Annotated in this window: 26 protein-coding genes and 1 pseudogene; 24 read left to right on the top strand and 3 right to left on the bottom strand. The window is 36.4% G+C overall.

Annotated features, from left to right (window positions below):
* Positions 1 to 27 precede the first annotated feature (27 nt).
* The gene (locus ACE38P_RS01960; RefSeq protein WP_374699282.1) at positions 28 to 519 is read right to left on the bottom strand and encodes an RNA polymerase sigma factor; all 492 of its coding nucleotides are present in this window, start codon (positions 517 to 519) and stop codon (positions 28 to 30) included.
* A gap of 888 nt (positions 520 to 1,407) precedes the next feature.
* Here ACE38P_RS01960 and ACE38P_RS01965 point away from each other — a divergent pair.
* The 21 genes and pseudogenes from ACE38P_RS01965 to ACE38P_RS02065 all read left to right on the top strand — a co-directional run.
* Positions 1,408 to 1,878 (top strand): Holliday junction resolvase, encoded by a 471-nt coding sequence (locus ACE38P_RS01965; RefSeq protein WP_264376793.1) that lies wholly within the window; start codon positions 1,408 to 1,410, stop codon positions 1,876 to 1,878.
* A gap of 129 nt (positions 1,879 to 2,007) precedes the next feature.
* Entirely contained in the window at positions 2,008 to 2,481 is a 474-nt protein-coding gene (locus ACE38P_RS01970; protein WP_374699815.1) for a hypothetical protein, read from the top strand.
* Positions 2,482 to 2,499: 18 nt separating this feature from the next.
* The gene (locus tag ACE38P_RS01975; protein WP_374699281.1) at positions 2,500 to 3,969 is read left to right on the top strand and encodes an ankyrin repeat domain-containing protein; all 1,470 of its coding nucleotides are present in this window, start codon (positions 2,500 to 2,502) and stop codon (positions 3,967 to 3,969) included.
* The gene (locus ACE38P_RS01980) at positions 3,966 to 5,792 is read left to right on the top strand and encodes a phage terminase large subunit family protein (protein WP_374699393.1); all 1,827 of its coding nucleotides are present in this window, start codon (positions 3,966 to 3,968) and stop codon (positions 5,790 to 5,792) included. The genes ACE38P_RS01975 and ACE38P_RS01980 overlap by 4 nt, the downstream gene beginning before the upstream one ends.
* A complete protein-coding gene (gene gpW, locus ACE38P_RS01985) occupies positions 5,785 to 6,009 on the top strand; it encodes a gpW family head-tail joining protein (protein WP_374699394.1) in 225 nt (74 codons plus the stop codon). Before ACE38P_RS01980 ends, gpW begins: the two co-directional genes overlap by 8 nt.
* Before the next feature lie 26 nt (positions 6,010 to 6,035).
* Complete coding sequence (locus ACE38P_RS01990) at positions 6,036 to 7,067, top strand: YhcG family protein (protein ID WP_374699395.1); 1,032 nt, start codon at positions 6,036 to 6,038, stop codon at positions 7,065 to 7,067.
* Positions 7,067 to 8,476 (top strand): phage portal protein, encoded by a 1,410-nt coding sequence (locus ACE38P_RS01995; protein ID WP_374699396.1) that lies wholly within the window; start codon positions 7,067 to 7,069, stop codon positions 8,474 to 8,476. Before ACE38P_RS01990 ends, ACE38P_RS01995 begins: the two co-directional genes overlap by 1 nt.
* Positions 8,477 to 9,547, top strand: a complete 1,071-nt coding sequence (locus ACE38P_RS02000) for a S49 family peptidase (protein WP_374699397.1) — start codon at positions 8,477 to 8,479, stop codon at positions 9,545 to 9,547.
* A gap of 156 nt (positions 9,548 to 9,703) precedes the next feature.
* Positions 9,704 to 10,075, top strand: coding sequence for a head decoration protein (locus ACE38P_RS02005; RefSeq protein ID WP_374699398.1), 372 nt, complete (start codon positions 9,704 to 9,706; stop codon positions 10,073 to 10,075).
* A 43-nt stretch (positions 10,076 to 10,118) separates the two neighbouring features.
* Entirely contained in the window at positions 10,119 to 11,123 is a 1,005-nt protein-coding gene (locus ACE38P_RS02010) for a major capsid protein (RefSeq protein WP_374699399.1), read from the top strand.
* 73 nt (positions 11,124 to 11,196) lie between these two features.
* On the top strand, positions 11,197 to 11,517 hold the full coding sequence (locus tag ACE38P_RS02015) for a hypothetical protein (protein ID WP_374699400.1): 321 nt from the start codon (positions 11,197 to 11,199) through the stop codon (positions 11,515 to 11,517).
* Positions 11,510 to 11,989: a phage tail protein gene (locus ACE38P_RS02020; protein WP_374699401.1), complete on the top strand. Its 480-nt coding sequence runs from the start codon at positions 11,510 to 11,512 to the stop codon at positions 11,987 to 11,989. The genes ACE38P_RS02015 and ACE38P_RS02020 overlap by 8 nt, the downstream gene beginning before the upstream one ends.
* Positions 11,986 to 12,453, top strand: coding sequence for a hypothetical protein (locus ACE38P_RS02025; protein WP_374699402.1), 468 nt, complete (start codon positions 11,986 to 11,988; stop codon positions 12,451 to 12,453). The genes ACE38P_RS02020 and ACE38P_RS02025 overlap by 4 nt, the downstream gene beginning before the upstream one ends.
* The gene (locus ACE38P_RS02030) at positions 12,440 to 12,895 is read left to right on the top strand and encodes a phage baseplate assembly protein V (RefSeq protein WP_374699403.1); all 456 of its coding nucleotides are present in this window, start codon (positions 12,440 to 12,442) and stop codon (positions 12,893 to 12,895) included. Before ACE38P_RS02025 ends, ACE38P_RS02030 begins: the two co-directional genes overlap by 14 nt.
* Positions 12,896 to 12,903: 8 nt before the next feature.
* Positions 12,904 to 13,158: a PAAR domain-containing protein gene (locus ACE38P_RS02035; RefSeq protein ID WP_374699404.1), complete on the top strand. Its 255-nt coding sequence runs from the start codon at positions 12,904 to 12,906 to the stop codon at positions 13,156 to 13,158.
* Positions 13,159 to 13,163: 5 nt separating this feature from the next.
* Positions 13,164 to 13,502 (top strand): GPW/gp25 family protein, encoded by a 339-nt coding sequence (locus tag ACE38P_RS02040; protein WP_374699405.1) that lies wholly within the window; start codon positions 13,164 to 13,166, stop codon positions 13,500 to 13,502.
* Positions 13,499 to 14,296: a baseplate J/gp47 family protein gene (locus tag ACE38P_RS02045; RefSeq protein WP_374699406.1), complete on the top strand. Its 798-nt coding sequence runs from the start codon at positions 13,499 to 13,501 to the stop codon at positions 14,294 to 14,296. The genes ACE38P_RS02040 and ACE38P_RS02045 overlap by 4 nt, the downstream gene beginning before the upstream one ends.
* Before the next feature lie 6 nt (positions 14,297 to 14,302).
* The gene (locus tag ACE38P_RS02050; RefSeq protein ID WP_374699823.1) at positions 14,303 to 15,520 is read left to right on the top strand and encodes a phage tail protein; all 1,218 of its coding nucleotides are present in this window, start codon (positions 14,303 to 14,305) and stop codon (positions 15,518 to 15,520) included.
* A 20-nt stretch (positions 15,521 to 15,540) separates the two neighbouring features.
* Positions 15,541 to 16,218: a hypothetical protein gene (locus ACE38P_RS02055; RefSeq protein ID WP_262986342.1), complete on the top strand. Its 678-nt coding sequence runs from the start codon at positions 15,541 to 15,543 to the stop codon at positions 16,216 to 16,218.
* A gap of 15 nt (positions 16,219 to 16,233) precedes the next feature.
* Entirely contained in the window at positions 16,234 to 18,147 is a 1,914-nt protein-coding gene (locus tag ACE38P_RS02060; protein WP_374699407.1) for a DUF4815 domain-containing protein, read from the top strand.
* 6 nt (positions 18,148 to 18,153) lie between these two features.
* A pseudogene (locus ACE38P_RS02065) lies at positions 18,154 to 18,489 on the top strand (hypothetical protein); the annotation flags it as partial.
* 17 nt (positions 18,490 to 18,506) lie between these two features.
* Here ACE38P_RS02065 and tnpC read toward each other — a convergent pair.
* A complete protein-coding gene (gene tnpC / locus ACE38P_RS02070; RefSeq protein WP_374699286.1) occupies positions 18,507 to 19,889 on the bottom strand; it encodes an IS66 family transposase in 1,383 nt (460 codons plus the stop codon).
* 51 nt (positions 19,890 to 19,940) lie between these two features.
* A complete protein-coding gene (locus tag ACE38P_RS02075) occupies positions 19,941 to 20,477 on the bottom strand; it encodes an ankyrin repeat domain-containing protein (protein WP_374699408.1) in 537 nt (178 codons plus the stop codon).
* A gap of 130 nt (positions 20,478 to 20,607) precedes the next feature.
* Between ACE38P_RS02075 and ACE38P_RS02080 the strand changes: the two genes are divergently transcribed.
* From ACE38P_RS02080 to ACE38P_RS02090, 3 genes are all read left to right on the top strand, one after another.
* Entirely contained in the window at positions 20,608 to 20,832 is a 225-nt protein-coding gene (locus tag ACE38P_RS02080; protein WP_374699409.1) for a hypothetical protein, read from the top strand.
* A 2-nt stretch (positions 20,833 to 20,834) separates the two neighbouring features.
* Entirely contained in the window at positions 20,835 to 21,767 is a 933-nt protein-coding gene (locus ACE38P_RS02085; protein ID WP_374699410.1) for a patatin-like phospholipase family protein, read from the top strand.
* A gap of 191 nt (positions 21,768 to 21,958) precedes the next feature.
* Entirely contained in the window at positions 21,959 to 22,459 is a 501-nt protein-coding gene (locus ACE38P_RS02090; protein WP_374699411.1) for a hypothetical protein, read from the top strand.
* The last annotated feature ends 32 nt before the right edge of the window (positions 22,460 to 22,491 follow it).

A 22,491-nucleotide genomic window follows, 5' to 3' on the forward strand; every position in this document is an offset into this window, starting at 1 on the left:
TATATACAAGAAAGGCAAAAATTTTGTTCAATTTTTCTTTTTACCTGCGTAGTAAATAGGAAAAAGTTTGGCACGTATCTTCTTGATAATATTGTTTAAAGTGGTTCTTGAAACGTTGTTCATTTTGGCAACTTCATGTAAGTTGAAAAACTTAAGTTGCTCACATATATTTTGCCATTCCTTTGGTAAAACCGAGATCATATAGTCTACATCAATGCGTTTTGTTATTTCACTCTCAAGTAGCTCTGTTACATCAGTGCTAATATAGTTATTGATGTCACGTTTTGCACATCGCTGTTTCTTTAACAGGTTAATAGCTTTATTTTCAGTTAATCTTGCTACAAAGGTGTTAAAGCTACTTTTATCTTCATCATACTGATCAAGGCATGGCCAAATTTCACAGAAGAGTTCTTGCTCAAGGTCTTCGTTATTCTCATCAATAAAGCACTTGGCAAGTTTTAGTCTATAGGCTTGGTATTTTACGTTTTTAACAATTATAGCTATATTTTTTAATTTCATGATTTTCCCTAAAACAAATTAATGCTTTAAGGATGGGAGTTATTAATGCCCTTATGTAGGACAGGAGCAAAAATAAATAATACTGATGCGATTTTTAATCTATTGATATTCTGTTATTTTTTTTTGAGAATAATACCGGTGCAATTTAAAATAATACAGTTCAGGTTTTTAGAACCTATTTTGAATGGATTTCAAAGAATGGGTAGCTCAGGCTTCCTAAAGTTATATTAAAAATATATAAGAATTTCATATTTTGAAATTCAATATCACCTAAAGAGCTAAAAATGTGGATTTCGCTATTAAAAGAATAGCTTAAATTTTTAAGAGGAAAATAGTTGAAAAGTATGCTCTCTATAACCTTAAGTTCCGTTCCTAATTACTGGATTCCTAAATCAGGAATTAGGAATCAGGAATCTAAAACTAGCCTGTATGGCGGGTTTTCACCATGCGTTCCTAAAACCGTTCCTAGGAACGGCATATCTGAAGTCCGCCAATATGGAGGATTCTAGCTTCCTGAAACCCTTATATATAATATATATATATAATACATATATAAAAATATACACATATATAAAAACATATAAAATATCAGATTAGAATAATAAAAGAACCTCTGAAAGTAGAAAAATCATGTTTAGGGTAAGTAAGGTTTTTAAATAAACATCTTCAAGAAAGAGTTAATTATAAAAAATTTTTCAAAAATTGAAGATTTTTTGGACGAAAATTTTTCAAATCTTGTATATATATGTACTCAGCAATTGAAAGATTTGGCAAACAAACTGCTGTAAAAGAGTTTTCATGTTAGTTGTTAAATTTCGAAAATTAAAGATTTTTTGGACGTAATTTTTTCAAATCTTGTATATATATGTACTCAGCAATTGAAAGGAAATGCTCACACTAGATCTTGGTAAACAAACTGGTTGGACTATTTTACATGATGGAATAGTACAAAGTGGAAGTAAGAGTTTTCATGTTAGCAGGTTTAGTGGTGGTGGAATGCAGTTTTTAAATTTTCGTAATTGGCTTAATGCACTTAAGTATAAATTTCCAGGTATTGAAGTTGTGTACTTTGAAGAAGTGAGAAGACACTTAGGAACTGATGCTGCACATATCTATGGAGGGTTTTTAGCACACCTTTCTGCTTGGTGTGAAGAACATCATGTGCCATACAAAGGTGTATCTGTGAAAACTATCAAACGCTTTATAACAGGCAAAGGCAATGCAAGTAAAGCTGATGTCATTGAGGCAGTACAGGAAAAGGGTTTTTGTCCAACAGATGATAATGAAGCAGATTCTTTAGCTTTAATGTTCTATGTTATGAATTTTAGTAAAGATTTTAGTGTATTAAAAATATCATAAAAAGTGGGTCCTTTCGGCCAGAATGGAGGGTTTGGTGGTCCCAACCCCAGGCCTTCTTTAGCGTCAGAGATATTTTAAATGTTGACTACTTGTGCAGTTATAGCTGATCAGTGCCAAAAAAGGAGAAAAATGGTGAGAATTACTCAAGCAGAATGGGCAAGAGAAAAAGGGTTTTCGAGGCAATATGTTTGTTCTTTAGCGAAGAAAGGAATTGTTGAACTGGAAGATGGACTCATTGACCGAGAGCAAGCAAATGAAGCTCTGAAAGCTGTTCGTGATCCAAGTCAACCACTGAGAAGAAAAGAGAATGGAGAAAAACTTTCAACGATATTGCTAAAAACGCGAATAAAAAATGAAACGGAGCGTGGTAAACTTTTGGAAGCTAAAGTGAAAGCTGAAGTAGGCAAATTTGTGTCAATTGAAGAGGTAAAAACTGAAGCATTTAATGTAGCAAGAGTTGTCCGTAATAATTTGCTTAATATTCCAAATAGAGTTTCAGCGCTGCTTGCATCACTGAGTGAGACTGAAAAGATTCATATGGCGCTAACTGAAGAGATTACAAACTCACTTGAAGAATTATCTAACGCTAAATTTAAAATATAAAAAGATTTTGAATACAAAATGGCTGATAACTTAAGTTTAGAGTTAATAAAGTGTTTAATCAATCAACCTGGATTAGATGTTAATGTCAGAGGGTTAAACGGAAAAACCCCACTACATTGCGCTATAGAATTTGATGAATTAAGCATGGTGGATTTGTTACTCACGAAGAAGAATATTAATCCTTTTGTGGAAGATAATGAAGGTAAAACATCTCTTGATTACGCCAAAGAAGGGAAAAAAGCAGAAATATTACAAGCGCTAATTAATAACAAGTACGGGTCAGAACAAGATAGCTTACTTCATTTAGCTGCAATGATAGGTGAAGTTAATGCAGTGAGATATTTGATAGGAAAAGGTATTGACGTTAATGTACGAAATGCTTTGCATCATACGCCATTACATCTAGCAGCAGGGATAGGACATGCAGAAGTTGTAAAGATTTTGATAAGAGAAGGAAAAGCTGAAATCGAGGTTTTTGATGCACGAAATCAGACACCAATGCACTATGCAGTTAACAACAAAAAATTGGAGATAGTAAAGTTATTACTGGAGCTAGGAGCAGATGTAAATAGCGCACGTGTAGGACAAAACTCGATGAAATTATCACCTGTGCATATAGCTGTAAGTAATACTAATTACGATGAAAGAGACTTATGTCTTGATATCCTCAAATGCTTAATAAAGGAGCCTAATGCTCAAGTCAATTTACAAGATTACGAAAATAAAACGCCACTACATTACGCTGAAAGACTTAAAACAATAGAGGTTTTACTAACGCGAGAAGATATAGACCCTCTGGTAAAAGACGATAGCGGCAAGACACCATTTGATTACGCTAAACCTGAGATAAAGAAGGCTTTGATAAGTAATAAATACGGTTCTGAAAAGAGTAGTCTACTACATTTAGCTGCACAAAGAGGAGAAATTGAGATTGTAGATACAATTTTAAAAGAAGAAATCGATATTGATATTGTAAATAATAAAGGTTTATCACCGATTTACCTTGCTGCGGAAAAAGGGCATTTACATGTAGTAAAGTTATTGCTGAAAAAAGGAGCAAATTATACACCTGTTCTGCACTTAGCAATCAAGTCAAATAATTTAGAGTTGCTAAAAACTTTATTTAAAGAAAAGAGCATCAAATTACCAGACGAGATAGGCAAGTCTGTACCAGTTTATTATAGGTGTATAGAACATAGAGATGCAAAAGTAAGAAAATACAACAATGTGATCTGTGTTTTTACCTCAGTAAGTGCAGTAGCAATGGCAGCATATATAGGTTTAACAGCAACAACAATAAGCAGTGCAATCATTTTTGCAACAATAACAGGGATATTTGCTCTTGTTATAGCAATAATGATAAGTGAGATGAGCAAAAGATATATAGAAAAGGAATTTCAGAAAAAGATGTTTATGGAGATGGAGGAGTGTAGTTCTATTGTTAATGATGTCGAGATAGAACCAGTTATGAGTAGATGCAGACAATGATATACGCTAGAGCTTTTTCTGAAGGTTTAAGACCAGATCCCCAGCTTAAAGTATCAGAGTGGGCGAATGAGTATCGAGTTTTAGCAGCAACTGCAGCATCAGAGCCAGGGAAATGGAGAACGGAAAGAACTCCTTATTTAAAAGAAATCATGGATTCACTTTCTCCGTCCTCACCAGCAGAAAAAGTAGTATTCATGAAAGGAGCGCAGATTGGGGGAACAGAAGCAGGTAACAATTGGATTGGCTATATTATCGATCAAACACCAGGTCCAATGTTAGTTGTGCAGCCAACAGTCGAAATGGGAAAGCGTTGGTCAAAGGGAAGATTTGCGCCACTGATTGAAAGTACGCCATGTTTAAAAAATAAAGTAAAAGACCCAAGGTCAAGAGATTCAGGGAATACTGTGCAAAGTAAGGAATTTCCAGGTGGAATAGTAGTAATAACTGGAGCAAACAGCAGTGTAGGACTGAGATCTATGCCGGTAAAATATCTTTTTCTTGATGAAGTAGATGCGTATCCAGGGGATTCAGGAGGAGAAGGAGATCCAGTTTTGCTCAGCATTGCTCGAACTAATACATTTACGCGGCGAAAAATATTCTTGGTTTCAACGCCAACGGTTCACGGAATAAGCAGAATAGAGAGAGAGTTTGAGAGTTCAGATAAACGATACTTTTTTGTACCTTGTCCACATTGTGATCACTATCAGGTGCTGAAATGGCCACAAATAAAGTGGAAAGATAAAAATCCAAATACAGCGCACTATGTGTGTATAGAGTGTAACGGCAAAATAGAAAATCATCAAAAAACAGAGATGCTAGCTAGAGGAGAGTGGAGGCCTACCAATCCAATAAAAGGTGAAAAAAAAGGGTTTCATTTATCGAGTTTGTATAGTCCAGTAGGCTGGTATAGTTGGCAACAAGCAGTAGAGGATTTTCTCCATGCAAAAGAAAGTGAACAATTACTGAAAGTTTGGATAAATACCACGCTAGGAGAAACTTGGGTAGATAAAGGAGAAGTACCAGACTGGAAGCAATTATTTAATAGGAGAGGATTTTTTCCCGTAGGCACAGTACCTAGGAGAGAAGTGGTACTTACTGCAGGAGTAGATGTACAAAAAGATCGGTTAGAAGTAGAAGTTGTAGCCTGGGGAAAAAGCCGTGAAAATTGGTCAATAGACTACCGAGTATTTGAAGGTGATACAGGAAGAGGAGAAGTATGGGGAAAGCTTTCAGAATTACTCAATCATCATTTTATTGGTGAAAATGGGCTTGAATATATGATAAGTATGATGGCGGTTGATGCAGGGTATGCAACACAGGAAGTATACAATTGGGTAAGGAGTCATCAAGGATCTGGGAAAGTAATGGCAGTCAAAGGTGTAAATAAAGCACTAGTACCACTTAGCAGCCCAAGTAGAGTAGATATAACAGTTGGAGGACAAAAGCTGAAAAGAGGAATAAAGCTATGGCCAGTTGGAGTATCGATATTAAAGTCAGAGCTTTTTCAATTACTTAATGTTTTAAAAGATGGTGAAGAAACACTGCCAGGATATTGTCATTTTCCTGAGTACGCACCTGAATATTTTAAGCAGCTAACCGCAGAGCAATTAGTCAGCAAGGTAGTGAAAGGATACACCAAACAAGAGTGGCAAAAGGTAAGAGAAAGAAATGAAGTACTAGATTGCCGAATTTACGCAAGAGCAGCATCGATAGCACTGGGAATAGACAGATGGCCAGAGAGTAAATGGAATAGTTTAAGTGTAAAAATAGAAAGTAAAAAACCTAAAAAAGTGAGACAGAGTAAGTGGTTGAAAAATGTATAACGAAGAGTATTTGTTTCAGGTTGAACAGGCAATTCAAAAGCTTCAGAGTGGCGAAAGAGTAGTATCAATTACATATGGTGACCATGTTGTGAAATATGCTGAAGTCCAGATAAATGACTTGCTGAATCTACGGCAACGTATTAAGGCTGAATTGAAAATTGCAGGTATAAAGCAAAAGAGAAAGATTGTTTTTTCAACGAGTAAGGGGATCATATAATGATAAAAGTCGTTGAAAGGAACCGTATGACAAAAATTATAGCAAAAGAATATACAGAATTTTTAGAGCAGCTGAAAGAACAGATTGCTACTAGTCGTTATAAAGCAGCACTAGTAGTAAATAGCAAGCTTATTGTGCTTTATCACCATATTGGTACAGAGATCTTAAAGCGCCAAAAAGAATATGGCTGGGGGGCCAAAGTGATTGACCAATTGAGTAAGGATTTGAGAAGTGCATTTCCAGAAATGAAAGGTTTTAGTCCTAGAAATTTAAAGTATATGCGTAAGTTTGCTGAGGAGTATTCTGATATTGAATTTGTGCAGGAGCCTCTTGCACAATTGACTTGGTACCACAATGTTACTCTTTTGGAAAAGATAGAGAGTCGCGAAACAAGGTTGTTTTATATAAAAGAAGCAATTGAACATGGCTGGTCAAGAAACATCATGGTAATGCAGATTGAACTTGGGTTACATAAGCGTCAGGGAAAGGCTATCACTAATTTTAAAGAGAAGCTACCTTCGCCTCAATCAGATTTAGCAAATTACACATTAAAAGATCCATATATTTTTGATTTTTTAAGTATAGGAAAGGATGCTCATGAAAGAGAAGCAGAAAAAGGTCTTGTAGGACACATGGAGAAGTTTTTGCTAGAACTTGGTGAAGGATTTGCATTTGTCGGTAGGCAATTTCACTTAGATGTTGGTGATGAAGACTTTTTTGTTGATTTATTGTTTTACCATCTGAAATTACGTTGTTTCATAGTAATTGAATTGAAAGATAATAAGTTTAAACCAGAGTACGCTGGTAAGATGAATTTCTACCTTTCAGCAGTAGATGACTTGCTAAAACATGAGACAGATCAGCCATCTATAGGATTGATTTTATGTAAATCTAAAAATGATGTACTAGCAAAATACACGCTAAAGGATATGACCAAACCAATAGGACTTGCAGAATATCGAGTTACTGAAAATCTACCAGAGAATATAAAAACAGCTTTGCCAACGATAGAGGAATTAGAAGCTGAGTTATCTAAAGTTTCAGATCAAGAAAAGTAATGCTATTAAAATCATTCAAACAATTATTCCGCAAACCAAAAATCAAGAGCTCAGCATGGGATGGGGCCGGATCTGGAAGAAGAGTGATGTATTGGCAGGGAGAATCAGGAAGTATAAATAATTTGCTGTCTCACAGCCTTGAGCACTTACGTAGTCGATCACGTGACATGGTAAGAAAAAATCCTTACGCTGCAAATATAATTGATACAATAGTAAGTAACTCTATTGGAACAGGAATAAAGCCGCAATCAAAAGCAAGAGATGCAAAATTTCGAAAAAAAGTGCAAGAGTTATGGCTGAGATGGACAGATGAAGCAGACAGTAGCGGAGTGAGTGATTTTTATGGATTACAAGCTTTGGTTTGTAGGAGCATGATAGAAGGAGGGGAATGTTTTGTAAGACTCCGAACAAGAAAACGAGAAGATGGACTTTGTGTGCCGTTGCAACTGCAAGTATTGGAATCAGAGCATTTAGATAACAAAAGCAATCAAACTCTAGCAAATGGTAATGTAATAAGAAACGGTATTGAGTTTAACAGGCTTGGGCAAAGAGAAGCGTATTACCTTTTTCGAGAACATCCAGGTGAAGGATCATTTGGCGAATCAGTGAGGGTGCCAGCGAACGATGTTTTACATATCTATAGACCACTAAGACCTGGGCAAATAAGAGGAATACCGTGGCTTTCTACAGTACTTTTAAAGCTCTACGAACTTGATCAATACGATGATGCAGAGCTGGTGAGAAAGAAAACAGCAGCGATGTTTGCAGGATTTATTACGAGACTTGATCCTGAAGCAAATATCATGGGTGAAGGTGAGAGTAATGAGCATGGAGTAGCACTATCAGGTTTAGAGCCAGGGACTATGCAATTACTTGATCCCGGAGAAGATATCAAGTTCTCGGAACCATCTGATGTTGGAGGAAGTTATGAAGCATTTATGAGGCAGCAGCTCAGAGCAATAGCAGTAGGCATGGGAATAACGTATGAGCAGCTAACAGGAGATTTAACAGGTGTCAATTATTCATCAATCCGAGCAGGGTTAATAGAGTTTCGGCGGAGGTGCGGAATGTTACAGCATAACATAATGGTATTTCAGTTTTGCCGGCCAGTATGGGATAGATGGATAGAGTTAGCCCTACTTTCCGGAGAACTAGATATAGGCGAAGAATGGACGAAAAAAGAGGTAAAATGGATAGCACAAGGATTTGATTGGGTGGACCCGCTGAAAGACCAGCAAGCGCAGCAAATGGCAGTAAGAAATGGATTTAAAAGTAGGTCAGAAGTAGTATCAGAGCTGGGTTACGATATAGAAGAAATCGACCAAGAAATTGCTGAAGATCAAAGACGTGCAAGTGAACTGGGCTTAAGTTTTGATACGAATGTAAATACTAATACTGAGATAATATAAATGACTTGGATTAATAAGCCAATGATGATAGAGCAAAGAAGCTTTGATTTATTGTCATTACATGCCGGCACGTTTAAAAACATAAAACATGCAGTAAAAAATAGTGAAAGGGGAATAAAAGTAATACCAATACATGGAATCTTGACGAAGAATTCAGAAGCTTTTGACGATATTTTAGGGATGACATCATATGAGAAGATACGTGAAGAGATAGAAGAAGCTTTAATAGATGAAGAAGTAGAAACAATAATTTTGAACATAGACAGCCCAGGAGGGGAAGTAAACGGTTTATTTGACCTTTCTGACTTTATTTACGAAGCAAGAACAAAAAAGAGGATTGTGGCGATAGCAAATGATGATGCGTATTCTGCAGCGTATGCAATTGCATCAAGTGCTGAAAAAGTATTTGTAAGCAGAACATCTGGGATAGGAAGTATAGGAGTAATAGCAAGTCATATCGATCAAAGCGCTTTTGATGAAAAACAGGGAATAAAATATACGACAGTATTTGCAGGAAGTCGAAAAAACGATTTAAATCCGCATGAGCCAATAACATCAGAAAGTATGGAAAGCTTAAAAGAAGAGGTAAATCGCCTGTATGAGATGTTTGTCCAGCTCATAGCACGAAACAGAAATTTGTCCACAGAGAAAATCAAATCAACGGAAGCAGGGCTATATTTTGGAGAAAAAGCAATAGAGATAGGACTTGCTGATGGAATCACAACGTTTTCTGAATTTATAGATAATTATAGGAGAAACAATATGAGTAAAGCTGAATTTAACTATAAGGGCCACACCATCGATGCTGATGAGTTAATGGAAGAATCAAAACGAATAGGTTATGAGAGGTGCCGCAAGGAAGTATTAGAGGTAATACGATTATGTAATTTATCAAAGATGCCAGAGAAAATAGGAGAATTTATTGAGCAGGATGTAAATGCAAAACAAGCCCAAGAAATATTAATGTCGATACTGACGGAGAGAACGAAGAAGACAGAGATAATGAGTACAATACCGCAAAATACACCAGAAGACTTGATGATGCAGGTAGCGAAAAGTCGGGGCATTTGATGCGCGGTATATAATCGCCGCGGTAAATAAGTGTTCAAAATGCGCCAGAATAGCCAATTATAGAGTAACATATCTTTTACCGCGACATATAGCAACCCGCGGCAAACAAACCGCCGACTAACAAAAGCGGCGGTAAGCAATCAAGGAGAAAAATTTATGAGTTGTATAACTGAGCAAAATAATCTAGGTGACTTATTAAAGTATGAGGCATCAAGTCTATATTCAAGAGACCAAATAACAGTAGCAAAAGGTCAAAATATTAAGCTTGGTGCAGTAGTTGCGAAGAAGACAGACGATGGTTTTATTAGGGTACTTAATCCAGCAGCTACGGATGGAACGCAAACAGCGATAGGTGTAATAACAAGTGATGTAAATGCAACGGAAACCACCAAAGCAGTAATCATTACACGTATAGCAATGTTAGCTGATCATGCAGTTATATGGCCAGCAAATATCACTGAAGAGCAGAAAGCTGCAGCAATAAAGCAACTTGAAGCACGAGGTATTATCATCCGCAAGGGAGTTTAACGAGTTACTAAAAACATCATTAATAGGAAAAAAGGGAGAAAAAATGCAAAATCCATTTACAAATACAGCATTTAGCATGACGGCACTAACAAATGCGATAAATATATTGCCGATAAATTATGGACGAGTTGAGAATTTAAATTTGTTTCCAAGTAGGTCAGTAAGATTTAGACATATTACCATAGAAGAACACAACGGAGTTTTAAGTCTATTGCCAACACAAGTACCAGGAGCACCAGCAACAGTGGGAAAAAGAGGAAAAAGAAAGGTAAGAACATTTACGATTCCGCACATTCCGCATGATGATGTAGTGCTGCCAGAAGAAGTACAAGGAATAAGGGCATTTGGATCAGAGAGTGAACTTAAAGCGCTAGCAGATGTAATAACTGATCATTTGCAGCTAATGAGAAACAAACATGCGATAACGTTAGAACATTTGCGGATGGGAGCGCTGAAGGGAATAATTTTGGATGCTGATGGCAGTGAATTATTAAATCTGTACAACGAATTTGAAATCATACCAAAAGTAGTAAATTTTGCCCTTGGAACAGCAACAACAGATGTAAAACGTAAGTGTCTGGAAGTATTGCGGCATATAGAAGACAACCTAAGTGGTGAATATATGACAGGAATTCATGCCTTGGTAAGCCCTGAGTTTTTTGATGCATTAACTTCGCATAGTAAAGTGAAAGAAGCATATGAAAGATGGCAAGAAGGAGCAGCGCTTCGGAATGATATGAGGTCAGGATTTACATTCTGTGGAATAACGTTTGAGGAGTATAGAGGACAAGCAACCGACCCTGAAGGAACCGTAAGAAGATTTATAGAAAGAGATACAGGACACTGTTTTCCACTTGGTACAGCAAGCACATTTACTACTTACTTTGCGCCAGCAGACTTTAATGAGACGGTGAATACGCTTGGTCAGCCATTATATGCAAAACAAGAGCCAAGAAGATTTGATAGAGGGACCGATTTACATACGCAGTCAAATCCATTGCCAATGTGCCACAGACCAGGAACATTAATCAAAGTTGTTGCAGCATAGGTAGAGTAACTACAAGGTACAGAATGACTCTACCAGCATATACCTTATTAGCATACTTATGAAAGCTTGAAGAATGCGAGAAAATATTAAGCGATTATTTGAAGATTGTTTTGCCCATTTAGGAAAAGTAGCTTTATATGAGTCAAAGGATAAGTCATACATGGTACAAGTACTAAAGCAACAGCCAGATAAACTTTATGAAGTTGGTGAAGGACAATTTGTGGGGGAGATGCTTTTTCTTGAGGTAAGCGTTTTTGATGTACTGAGGCCAATGGTGGGAGATATTTTTGTTATTGATGGTCGTAAATATAAAGTATATTCTCCACCGCTGCGAGATAATTCAGGAATAGTATGGAATATAAAATGTACAGTACTTGGAGAGAAAGATGTTTAGTATTGAAATTAGTGATAATATCGATAAGGTTATTCAAAATATTGATACCAATAAAGCTAAAGTAGAACTGGCAGCAGTAAGAGCGCTGAACAAAACGGCATTATGGTTAAAATCTCATGCTGTCCGAGAAATTAGTCAAGAAAAGCAAATTAGCCTAAAAATAATTAGAAAGAGATTAAGAATTATCAAGGCAAGGAAAAGCGCCTTGAAAGTTTTAATTAGAGCATATCTGTATGATGTTAATATAAAACAAACGAAAATAAGAGCAGCAATTGATGGTACATTTATGGCAACGATGCCAAGAGGCTATCGTGGTATTTTTAAACGTATAGGAAGAACAGCACTGCCAATACAGGAAGTTAAACTACCACTTGAACCTGAGGCTTCAAGGATAATAGAGAATCTTGTTAATTATGAAGTTGAGAAAGTCTTTGCAAAGTTTTTTGAATGTGAATTGAGCTACAGAGTATGAATTGGAAGGATTTGCATGACAAAATTTGCACTAAGTTAAAGGAAGAAATACCACTGATACAAATATGTGAGATTTATCCAGCAATAAGGAAAGAATTAGTAGCACCGGCGGTATTTGTGGAACTTAGCGGATTTGAAAAAGGACATGATCCAGGAACAGAAGAATTAGCGCTGAGGGCAAGGTTTGAGGCACGAATTGTGATTGATAGTACAATAGAAAATGCAGCTATTATTGTCAGAACATTAGCTGCTGAGGTTGCAAGAGTAGTAAATAAAAATACTTGGAACGTGAAAAATGTTTCACCAGGAGAATTTATATCAGGAGGAGGAGATGATTTTAGGCCAGAGCTCGATGCATATTTAGTGTGGATGGTAGACTGGGTGCACGAATTGCATGTAGGGCAATCAATTTGGGAAGTGAGTAAAATAAAACCTCATTTAATCGATGTGAATGTTGGAAAGTAATTTTGCAATTTCAGAATTGCGGAGGAAATTGGCCAACATTGTCCGTATAGGCATTGTCAAAAAAATAGATTATGAAAAAGCTAAAGTAAAAGTTAAAATAGGAGAATTTTTAACAGATTTTCTTCCATGGATAACAAATAGAGCTGAAAGTTGGTCACCACCAAATATTGATGAACAGGTAATAGTATTATCACCATTGGGAGAATTGTCTTTGGGGGTGGTGTTACCGGCAATATATCAGGAAAAATGCCCTCCTCCAGAGAATAAAAAGGAAGTAAATAGTGTAAAATTTCAAGATGGGACAAGGTTTACATATGATAAAGGGAAGCATCATTTAGAGATTGAAGTAGTAGACAAGATAACACTGAAGGTTGGGGAATCAAGCGTAGAGATGACAAAGAGCGAAATAAAACTAAAAGCAAAAAGAATAAATCTAAATTAGGGAAAGGAATGAATAAATCAGTTATACGCCTAGGAGATCACTGTGAAGAGACGTTGCCGCATTTTTGTATAAGTGGAAGCAGAGATGTATTTATAAACGGAAGACCTTTCTGTAGGCAAGGAGATAATTTTAGTGAAGGAAAAGTAATGACACAAGGGTCGAAAGCAGTGTTTGCAAATGGCAAAGCTGTTGCTCGTACTGGTGACCTAATTTCCTGTGGAGCAATAGCAGAAGAAGGGAGTGATAACGTTTTTGCAGGGTAAATAATATGCGTGGTATGAGTTCTGAAACTGGCAAAAGAATCAGTGGTATAGAGCATTTAAAACAATCAATAGTTGATATTTTAACTACACCAATTGGTAGTCGTGTTATGCGTCGAGATTATGGATCAAGATTGTTTGAACTGGTTGATCACCCAATTGCACCAGGTTTTGCACAAGAGGTTTATGCAGCAGTTGCAGAAGCACTGGAAAAGTGGGAGCGTCGATTTAAGCTTAAACGTGTACAAGTAACAGAAATTAAAGAAGGCAAGGTAACTCTTATTTTAGAAGGAATATATCTGCCAAATGGAGAGCCAATTCGCCTTGATGGTATTGTAGTAGAATGAAAACACCAAATGTTGTTGAAACATTAAAATTTGAGGAAATCTTTTCTCGCATGAAAGAAGAGTTAGTTCATAGAGATAAAAATTTTTCTGCGCTAACTGAGAGTGATCCAGCAATAAAAATCCTGGAAGTGGCAGCCTGGCGTGAACTACTGCTGAGACAAAGGATTAATGATGCAGCACAGGCAAATTTACTTGCTTTTGCAAGAGATAATGACCTTGATCACTTAGCTGAATTTTATGGTGTGCTGAGAAAGGAGTCAGAGAATGATGAATTCTTAAGAAAGCGTATAAAAGCCAAAATTGTTGGTTGGTCAACAGCAGGAAGTAAAGAGCATTATCGTTATCATGCGTTGTCTGCTGACACAAGAGTAAAAGATGCGCAAGTGGTATCACCTATACCAGGAAGTGTACAGATTTCAATACTTTCCACAGAAAATTATGGAGTACCTTCAGAAGAATTGCTAGAGATCGTCAGAAATCACGTTATTCGCGATGATATTCGTGTATTAACAGATACGCTTACAGTTATTGGCTGTGGTATTATTCCCATTACTATTCATGCTAAAGTGCATATTTACCCTACTGCATCAAAAGATGTTATCGAAGCTGCAAAGGAACAATTTATCAAAGATCTTGAATCTGCTAAAGGTTTAGGGTGGAATGTTACCAGATCATGGATTATTGCCCACCTCTTTATAGAAGGTATGCAGAATATAGAGCTTACAGAGCCGATAGAAGACATCGTCGTGCAAGATAATGAATGCGTTACTTTAAATAATTTAAGTGTTAGGTAAAAATTGGTGATACTTCCTCCAAATGCTTCAAAGCAAGAGCAAATACTTACAGACATAATTAATTATTCTCTTGATGCAAATTCTCTACGGGGATTTAAATTTAACCCACAGACTGAAATGTTGCCGTGGCTAGTAGCGGAATACGGCTTGGGGGAAATTTTATCCTGGGGTAAGAAAGCTACTAAGAGTGCATTAAAAGAATGGGTCTTAGCTAAGCAAAACGGAATAAGATTTCAACGTTTGCGCGGTACACCACAGTCACTGAAGATGGCGCTTAGGTGGGCAAACATTGATAATATTACCATTCAAGAAGAACCACCAGGAGAGCATTTTGCTGAATTCCAAATTGGTATTTCTGATGTTCCTAATGATTTTTTTGTAGATAGTGTAGTTGCTCTGGCAAAACTTTCTGCACCTGCAAGATCTCGATTAATGCGAATATTCAATAACTGTTACAATGCTCAGCGGTTTATGTTAGATGAAAGTATTTTTGGAGATTTTCTTTCAGACTACTCGGGTGTAAAAATAGCAAAAGAAGGACCAGTGTTATCGTTTGGAAGAAAAAACTCATTTGAGCTAAAAATAGGAAATCCAAGATTTAAATTTGGCACTTTTAGATCACATTATGATAGAAGTTACAGTAATGATTTATATAGGTTAGATGTTGCAATATTAGGAGAGACAGAGCCTCACACGAAGAATTACAACGGTATATATAAAAGAAGTCATCAGTGGTACAACTTAAAAGCACTATACCCTCTACCACAGAGTTTATTGCCAGAAATTAAGTTTGCTAAAGCATTGGTAGTATTGTCAGATAGTTGGAATTTAGGGGGTATAAATGCTTGTTTTGCATCAACTACTTATGAAGAAATAGAGCATACATTTCACTTAAGTGAAGATAAACTTTCTGAGCAAATTTGGAACTTTCGATGCACACCAATTTTAGAGCGGTTTAGTATAACTTATTACTACGAAGCAAAGAGTTTTACTGATCAAAGAATAATAGAGTCTAATTTAATGGAATATCATGTTGATTGTCAAAATGATTCAGATTCAAAACAGAAAGATCCCATTCATGAGCTAGAAAATTACGTAGCAGCATTCTATCTAGGTATGGTTACTTGGCATGAAAATCGCCACTTAAATCGCCCTTGGAAAGATTTTGATCCTATTATTGCAAAAAAATTGGACGTTTTTTCTACGGATCTTGTATATACATAATATCAACTGCACAATCAACTATGTCAGTACTCACACAATCAGGCAGAGCAGCTATTGCTGCGAGCATAAAAGAGCAACCAATACATCTTGCTTGGGGATCTGGAGATTCTACCTGGGAAAGCAGCTACAAAGTTGAAAAAACTTTTGCAGCAGGCGGCAAAATAGCCCTAGATCACCACCCCGTCAAAGATGTGAAGGTTACTACAGGACAGATAATTTATCAGCCAAGTATTGATTATACAGTTGATAGCAGCACTGGTGTTATTAAGCGCACAGAAAACAGCTCCATTGCAGAGGTGACCATAGAGTATACTCAAGATACACCACAGGAACTCATTACTTCTGCAACATTAATTAAGGAAGTTGGACGTCGTGTTGTTGATGAGATACTCTTCTGCACAGGTGATGAAAACGGCGAACTTGTAACTCCTTCTGGAAGGTTTAGGCCCTCAAATGTACCAACCAATAACTTGTACCTTAAATTTACTTTCGATTTCACGGACGCAGCAAATCAAGTAATCAGAGAGCTTGGGGTTATGGTTGGTACTAAGGTAAAAGAGAAAGTACCGCCTGGACAGAAGTATTTTGAACCAAAAGATATAGAAGACCCGGGAATTTTGTTAGTTTTAGAACACACGGTACCACTTATCAGAACCGCAGCAACCCGCGAAACTTTTTCATTTGTCGTTACATTTTAGCAAAAGGGAAAAAAGATGACCTTGAATAACTATTATAATCGCTCTGACAAAGAATACGAAAAAAGCTTGTTCCTTGCAGGAAGAGGTTTGCAGTCAGCAGAATTAAATGAGATTCAAGATTATGCTCTTTCTAAGCTTAAAGGCATAGGAGATGCGATATTTCGTGATGGTGATGTTATAACAGGAAGCAATTGTATCATAGACGGAGAAAAAGTTACACTTGAAGCTGGAAAAATTTACCTTCGTGGAGCAGTTAGAAAAGTCGAAAAAGAAGAATTTATTATTCCACTGAGTACCACAGTGCGTATAGGTGTTTATTATGTAGAATCAACCATTACAGAGCTTGAGGACGAAAATCTTCGTGATCCTGCAGTTGGTACGCGTAATTATCAAGAAGTTGGAGCTGCAAGGCTTAAAGTTTCCACCATTTGGGGTTATCAAGCAGAGAGTGTTACTGTTAACTCCGCAAATGGGGAATTTTATCCAATTTATAACATTGAAAACGGAGTTCTTGTTCAGTATTCACCGCCACCACAGGCAAACATAGTAACCACTGCACTTGCTCGTTATGACAAGGAGGCAAATGGTTCCTACGTCGTAAATGGCCTTGAAGTAATGTTTTTGCAGAGGGAAGAAAAAGGGGCACAAATATTTGTGATTAATGAGGGCAAAGCTCATGTTGATGGCTATGAGATTGAACTTCCTCACAGTATCCGTGTTTCTTTTGATGAAGATCCAGATATAAAATCAGTTGAATCAGAATCCCATACTTTTCAGCCAAGCCAAGGAGTAATGGAGCTTAAAGTTAATGATTTTCCGGTTAGTGAGATAAAAAGGATAGATATAACTGTTCAGAAAACTATTACCATGACGCATGGTTCATACTCTGGAGTTGTAGATCCTATACCTGACTCTGCAGTACTGGAGATTATTCAAATAAAACAAGGTGATGTAATTTATGAAAATAGTGTAGATTATAAACTAAACGCAGGAAACATTGATTGGTCATTGGCAGGGAAAGAACCAGCGCCTGGGAGTAGTTATCAAATAACTTATCGCTGTCGTACTCAGGTGAGCCCTGAAGATATAAATGAACAAGGATGTAAAGTAAGGGGAGCAGTTGATAACAGCTTGGTTCTGATTGATTACACCTGGAAAATGCCACGCTTTGATTTAATTACCATAGATGCAAAAGGAGTGGTAAGAAGAATAAAAGGCATAGCTCATCCTTGGAAACCATCAATGCCAAAAGCGCCTAGCGGACAACTTTTGCTCTGCTACATTCACCAAACGTGGAAAGAAGGGGAAGAGGGGAAAATAAAGATAGTGAATAATGCTATTCATGCTGTACCGATGAATGAACTCGAAGCAATGAAGAGTGGAATAAGAGATCTTTATGCGCTAGTTGCAGAGGAGCGTCTACGTAGTGATGCAAATTCAAGAGAACCTACCACAAAAAAAGGAGTATTTGTTGATCCCTTCTTTGATGATGATATGCGTGATCAAGGAATTGTTCAGTTTGCAGCAATAGTAAACAAGGAGCTAATATTACCGATAAACGTGGAAATTATTGATGTTGAAAAGGGGAAAAAACCATATCTTTTGCCGTATGAACTTGAGCCAGTATTGGAGCAGCTTTTACAGACTGGTGAGGTAAAGATCAATCCATATCAGGCATTTGATCCAGTACCGGCAAAAGTTACCATGAACAAAAACACCGATCACTGGACCGAAATAAAGACCAATTGGTCAAGTCCAGTAACAAGAGAATTTAATACTAGAGAAACAACAGAGTTATTGTCAAGTAATTCATATGAAGCTGAATTTATGAGAGAAGCAGTACAAGATTTTGAGATTGAAGGTTTTGAGCCAAATGAGAAGCTTAAAGAGATAAAATTTGACGGAATAATTATTCAACCCACAGCGTAAAAAAAGATGTTAACAGCTAACAACCAGGGAAAATTAAAGGGAAAAGTGAAAGTACCGGCAAATATTCCAGCAGGTACTAAATTAGTACAGTTTTATGGGGATAAAGGAAGTTATGGAGAAACAACTTATACTGGCAAAAAAACTATTACCATAGAAGAAAGAAGAAGAGTTATAGCAGCAAGACGAGTTGATCCTTTAGCGCAAACATTTACCTTGAATGAAAGTAGGCATATAGGAGGTACAGACTTATGGTTTATAAATAACGGCAAAAAACGTGTTGTTGTCCAGATTAGAGAAACAGCAGTGGGAATACCCCTACAAACTGTCATTGCTGAAAGGTATCCGTTCAGCAGAGTGGTTTAAGAAACGATAGATAGAAGATTGTGAAAAGGGTTTAGCCTCCTCTGTTTCCATGTTAAGTATAACGAAATTATTTGCTCAAGGAATGAGTTTCCTCGTTCTGATTGTGTAAAATATGAATTTTTGCGATAAACGACATAATGCCGTATTTGCCGTTCAGCGTGATTATTTGTCAGCGGAGTATTTTCTGGGTCATCTAAAAATTTCCACATCATTCTTTCAGATTTCAAAATATTCTTTGCAACTCGAGACGCTCCAATTGCTTCAGGTAAGCGAGATATTTCCTTCAAATAATACCTTGTACGTTTTCGCAATTTCTTGGCACGTCTAATAAATCTTGAAACATCTATCTCATTTTTTAGTAAAGCTTTTTTCAGTGCAAATAACTCAGTGGCTACATTTCTCAAGTAACAGCCCAGAACTTTAACTTCAAATTTCCAACTATGCGCTAATCTTTCAAAATCCCTTGCTAAGTGTGCCCAACAGATTTGCCTTCTTTCATCAGCAAAGTAGTTGTATGCTGCATATCTGTCGGTTACTACCAAGCTATTACGATTGCAGCATACACTATTTTTTAAAACTTTCATTCCCCTTGACTCTGTCAACTTCACAAAACTTGCCGTATTGCTTGCAAACATCCAACACCAAGCGAGTTTACCTTTGTTATAATGGCTCGTTTCATCAATATGTAGAACTTTACTCCTACTTATCTCTTGTTCGATCTGCTCATACATTTTTTTGCATTTTGAAGCAACTCTATGTTCACTATTTGATATGCTACCGACGCTTATGTTCAAATTGAAGATATCATTTATGATGCTAGCTACTTCGCGCTTTGAATTTTTATAAAACCCACTGAGTGCTGCAACTACTGACTTAACCCTTGGGCCAAATGTATCTGGCGTAACACCCTCTGGTAACTTGCTACTTCTTCTTTTTCCGCATCTCTGACAACGGCCATGTTCCAACTGATATTCCATTACATAAGCCTTAATCTCCGGAAGATCTACTTTCTGATGAATATAAGGTTTTTCGCATATTGCAATCTTCCCTCCGCATTCGCAAGTAGGTGACAACTCTATCTTTATCACCTCATCTGCTTCCATTTTAGCACGATAATTACCCTTATGCCCAACTTGACCACCAATCTTTCTTTCGCTTTTTGGCTTTTCCTTTTTCATTTTGTATAATTCTTTTGAATTGGGAATTGATGAGTTTTTTGAATTTAAACCTAGCCTTTCCTTTAATTCAGCGTTCTCTATCTTTAAAGCCTCATGCTCTGCTTTTAAACTTTCATTCTCTCTTTCCAATCTTTCTATTTTTGCTTCTAACTTTTCTATTTTTTGCTGTAAATTTTTGCAGAGTTCTAAAAGGTTTACCATATTACCTCATATTTACCCTATGATTATCTTTATTATCTTGCTTTGTCTACCTTATTTTGCCGCTCTGCTGAACGGACACAGTAAATTGATAATTTCCTCATAAATATCTTTTTTTTCTTTATTATTGTTTAATTCCTCTACAGCAAGATCTAAAGGAGTTTTTTTATCTTTGTTTTTAGCAAGAGGATTTGCTCCATTTTCCAGTAGAAATTTAGCAATTTCCAAGCGTCCTTCCTGTGCAGCATAGTGCAAAGCTGTCCAGCCAAAAGCATCAGTAGTGTTTACATTAATGCCTTCTTCAATTAGAAATTTTACAACTTCTAAACAGCTTCCGCTTGTAGCATAGTGTAATGATGTTGCACCAAAATGATGAGTAGCATTGATATCTATCACATTTTTTATTAAGGATTTTACAGCATCTAAGTTACATTTTTCAGCTGCAGTAGACAATGTTTCCAGATCATTGCCACTTGCCTTACTTTTTATTGGTATGTTTTTTGATGGTTTACAGTGCTGAAGTAAAAAGATAGCACATATTATTGGTATTATTGAATTTATTAGTAACTTCCGAAAAAGGCTGAATTTCATGTTCATTATATTATTTACATCGCTTGTTTAGTGCAACCAATTAACTTTATTTAGAAAAGATTTTTTGGACGTAATTTTGATGAATCTTGTATATATCAATACGCAGCTCTTTATGCAAGGAAACTTTAAGATGAAAAACCAAAGTACAGGAAAGATTCCTATGGCAGTAATTGCTACTATGGTGATACAAATAATAGGATTGATCTGGTGGCTAGCTAAGCTCGACTTAAGAGTGCATATGCATGACAGGTTTATAGAGCAAAATCAAAGGACTACAGAAATCATCTATCGTCTTGAAGAAAGGGTCAAAAACCTTGCTGAAGAAGTTAACGAGCTTGAGCAGAGACAAAAATAAAAATGACAAAGTATATTTTATCGGTTGATGGAGGAGGAATTAGAGGAATAATTCCTGCCATTATTCTAGCAGAGATTGAATCTAGAACAAAAAAGCCAATTTCTCAAATTTTTGATTTAATGGCAGGAACTTCAACTGGTGGAATTGTTGTTGCTGGACTTTGCAAAAGTGATAATCAGAGGAAACCCCAATACTCTGCCAATGATTTGGTCGAACTTTACCAGGAATACGGATCATATATTTTTAAATCTTCATTTTGGAGAAGATCTATATTCTCTTGGCTTAATTGCGCGCAATACTCATGCAAGAACATCGAATTTGTACTGGATAAATATTTTGGTGAAGATACTCTACAAAACACTTTAAGTAATTTGCTGATCACAAGTTACGATGTTCATAATAACTATCCTTTCTTTTTTAAGAGCTGGAGAGAAGATAGAAATTTTGTTAAATTAAAAGATGCGCTCAGAGGAACAACTGCAGCACCTACTTACTTTGCACCTAAATATCTTAAGGTCAACGAAAAGGAAATGGTATTAGTCGATGGAGGAGTATTTGCCAATAATCCTGCAGCATGTGCATATGCAAGTGGTAAGAGGTTATTTCCAAATGATGATGTTGTGTTGTTATCGATAGGCACTGGTAGAACAAACAAAAGTATAAAGTACGCTAATTCAAGAAGATTTGGCAAGATAGGATGGATAAAACCACTACTGAATGTGATGTTTGCTTCAAGTTTGGATGCAGTAAACTACCAGCTTGATCAAGTAATAGGTGATAAATATATACGAATACAATCACAATTGAAAGTAGCGTCATTTGAGATGGATAATATAACATCTAAAAATATTAAATGTCTACAGCAAGAAGCAAGTGAAATGATAGGGGAAAACCAAGAATTAATAGATAAATTTTTGAAATGCCAAGCAAAATAAAAAAGCTATGTAAAAAGGCTAAAGACCGCTTAAAGAGTATGGTCTCACCAAAAAAGCATAAAGCTAATGGTCAGCCACAAGTTAAACCACAACTGCTACATTCCATAGAGCAGCCCCTCCTACAAAAGAGCCCAGATAAAGGCGCAGAGGAGAAATTTAAAGAAAAGACAAAAGGCCTTAAAATAAAAAGATTGAGAATAGCAAAATCCATAGCGAAAGTTTTTTTTAGAAAACATAAAGCTGGCGATAAACCACAATCCATGGAGCAGTTTCTGAAACAGGAAAAAAGCTTTATTCCAGATGGTAAAATTAAAAAAGAAAGATTTAAAAAGATAAAAGAAAAAATAAGAAACTTTAAGGCAAAGAAAGTAACAGACTTGAAAAGTGGATTTAAAAAGTTATTGGAAAGAAAATTAAACTTCCCAAAGGTTAAGAAAAATAAGACAATAGACAGCAAAAGGTTAGCATTTTTACTGACAGCTGGCACGATTGTAGCAATTTTGCCAACATTCAACTTAGGTGCTTTTCCAGCGTTAGCTGTAGCCTCCGCTTGCATTTTCAGTATAAACTTAATTGCAGTAAAAACATTAAAAAAGTTTGTTAAACAGCGCAAATTGGCAGCGGAAGTTCCAAAAAAGCTAGAAGCTGTGTCAGTGCAAAAAGAAAAACTTAAACAAAAATCTATAGATTAAATCCTTTGCAGCAAAGATTTTTTGGACGTTTT

It is taken from the genome of Wolbachia endosymbiont (group A) of Limnophora tigrina, assembly GCF_964263225.1.
In the GTDB taxonomy this organism is placed as follows: Bacteria; Pseudomonadota; Alphaproteobacteria; order Rickettsiales; family Anaplasmataceae; genus Wolbachia.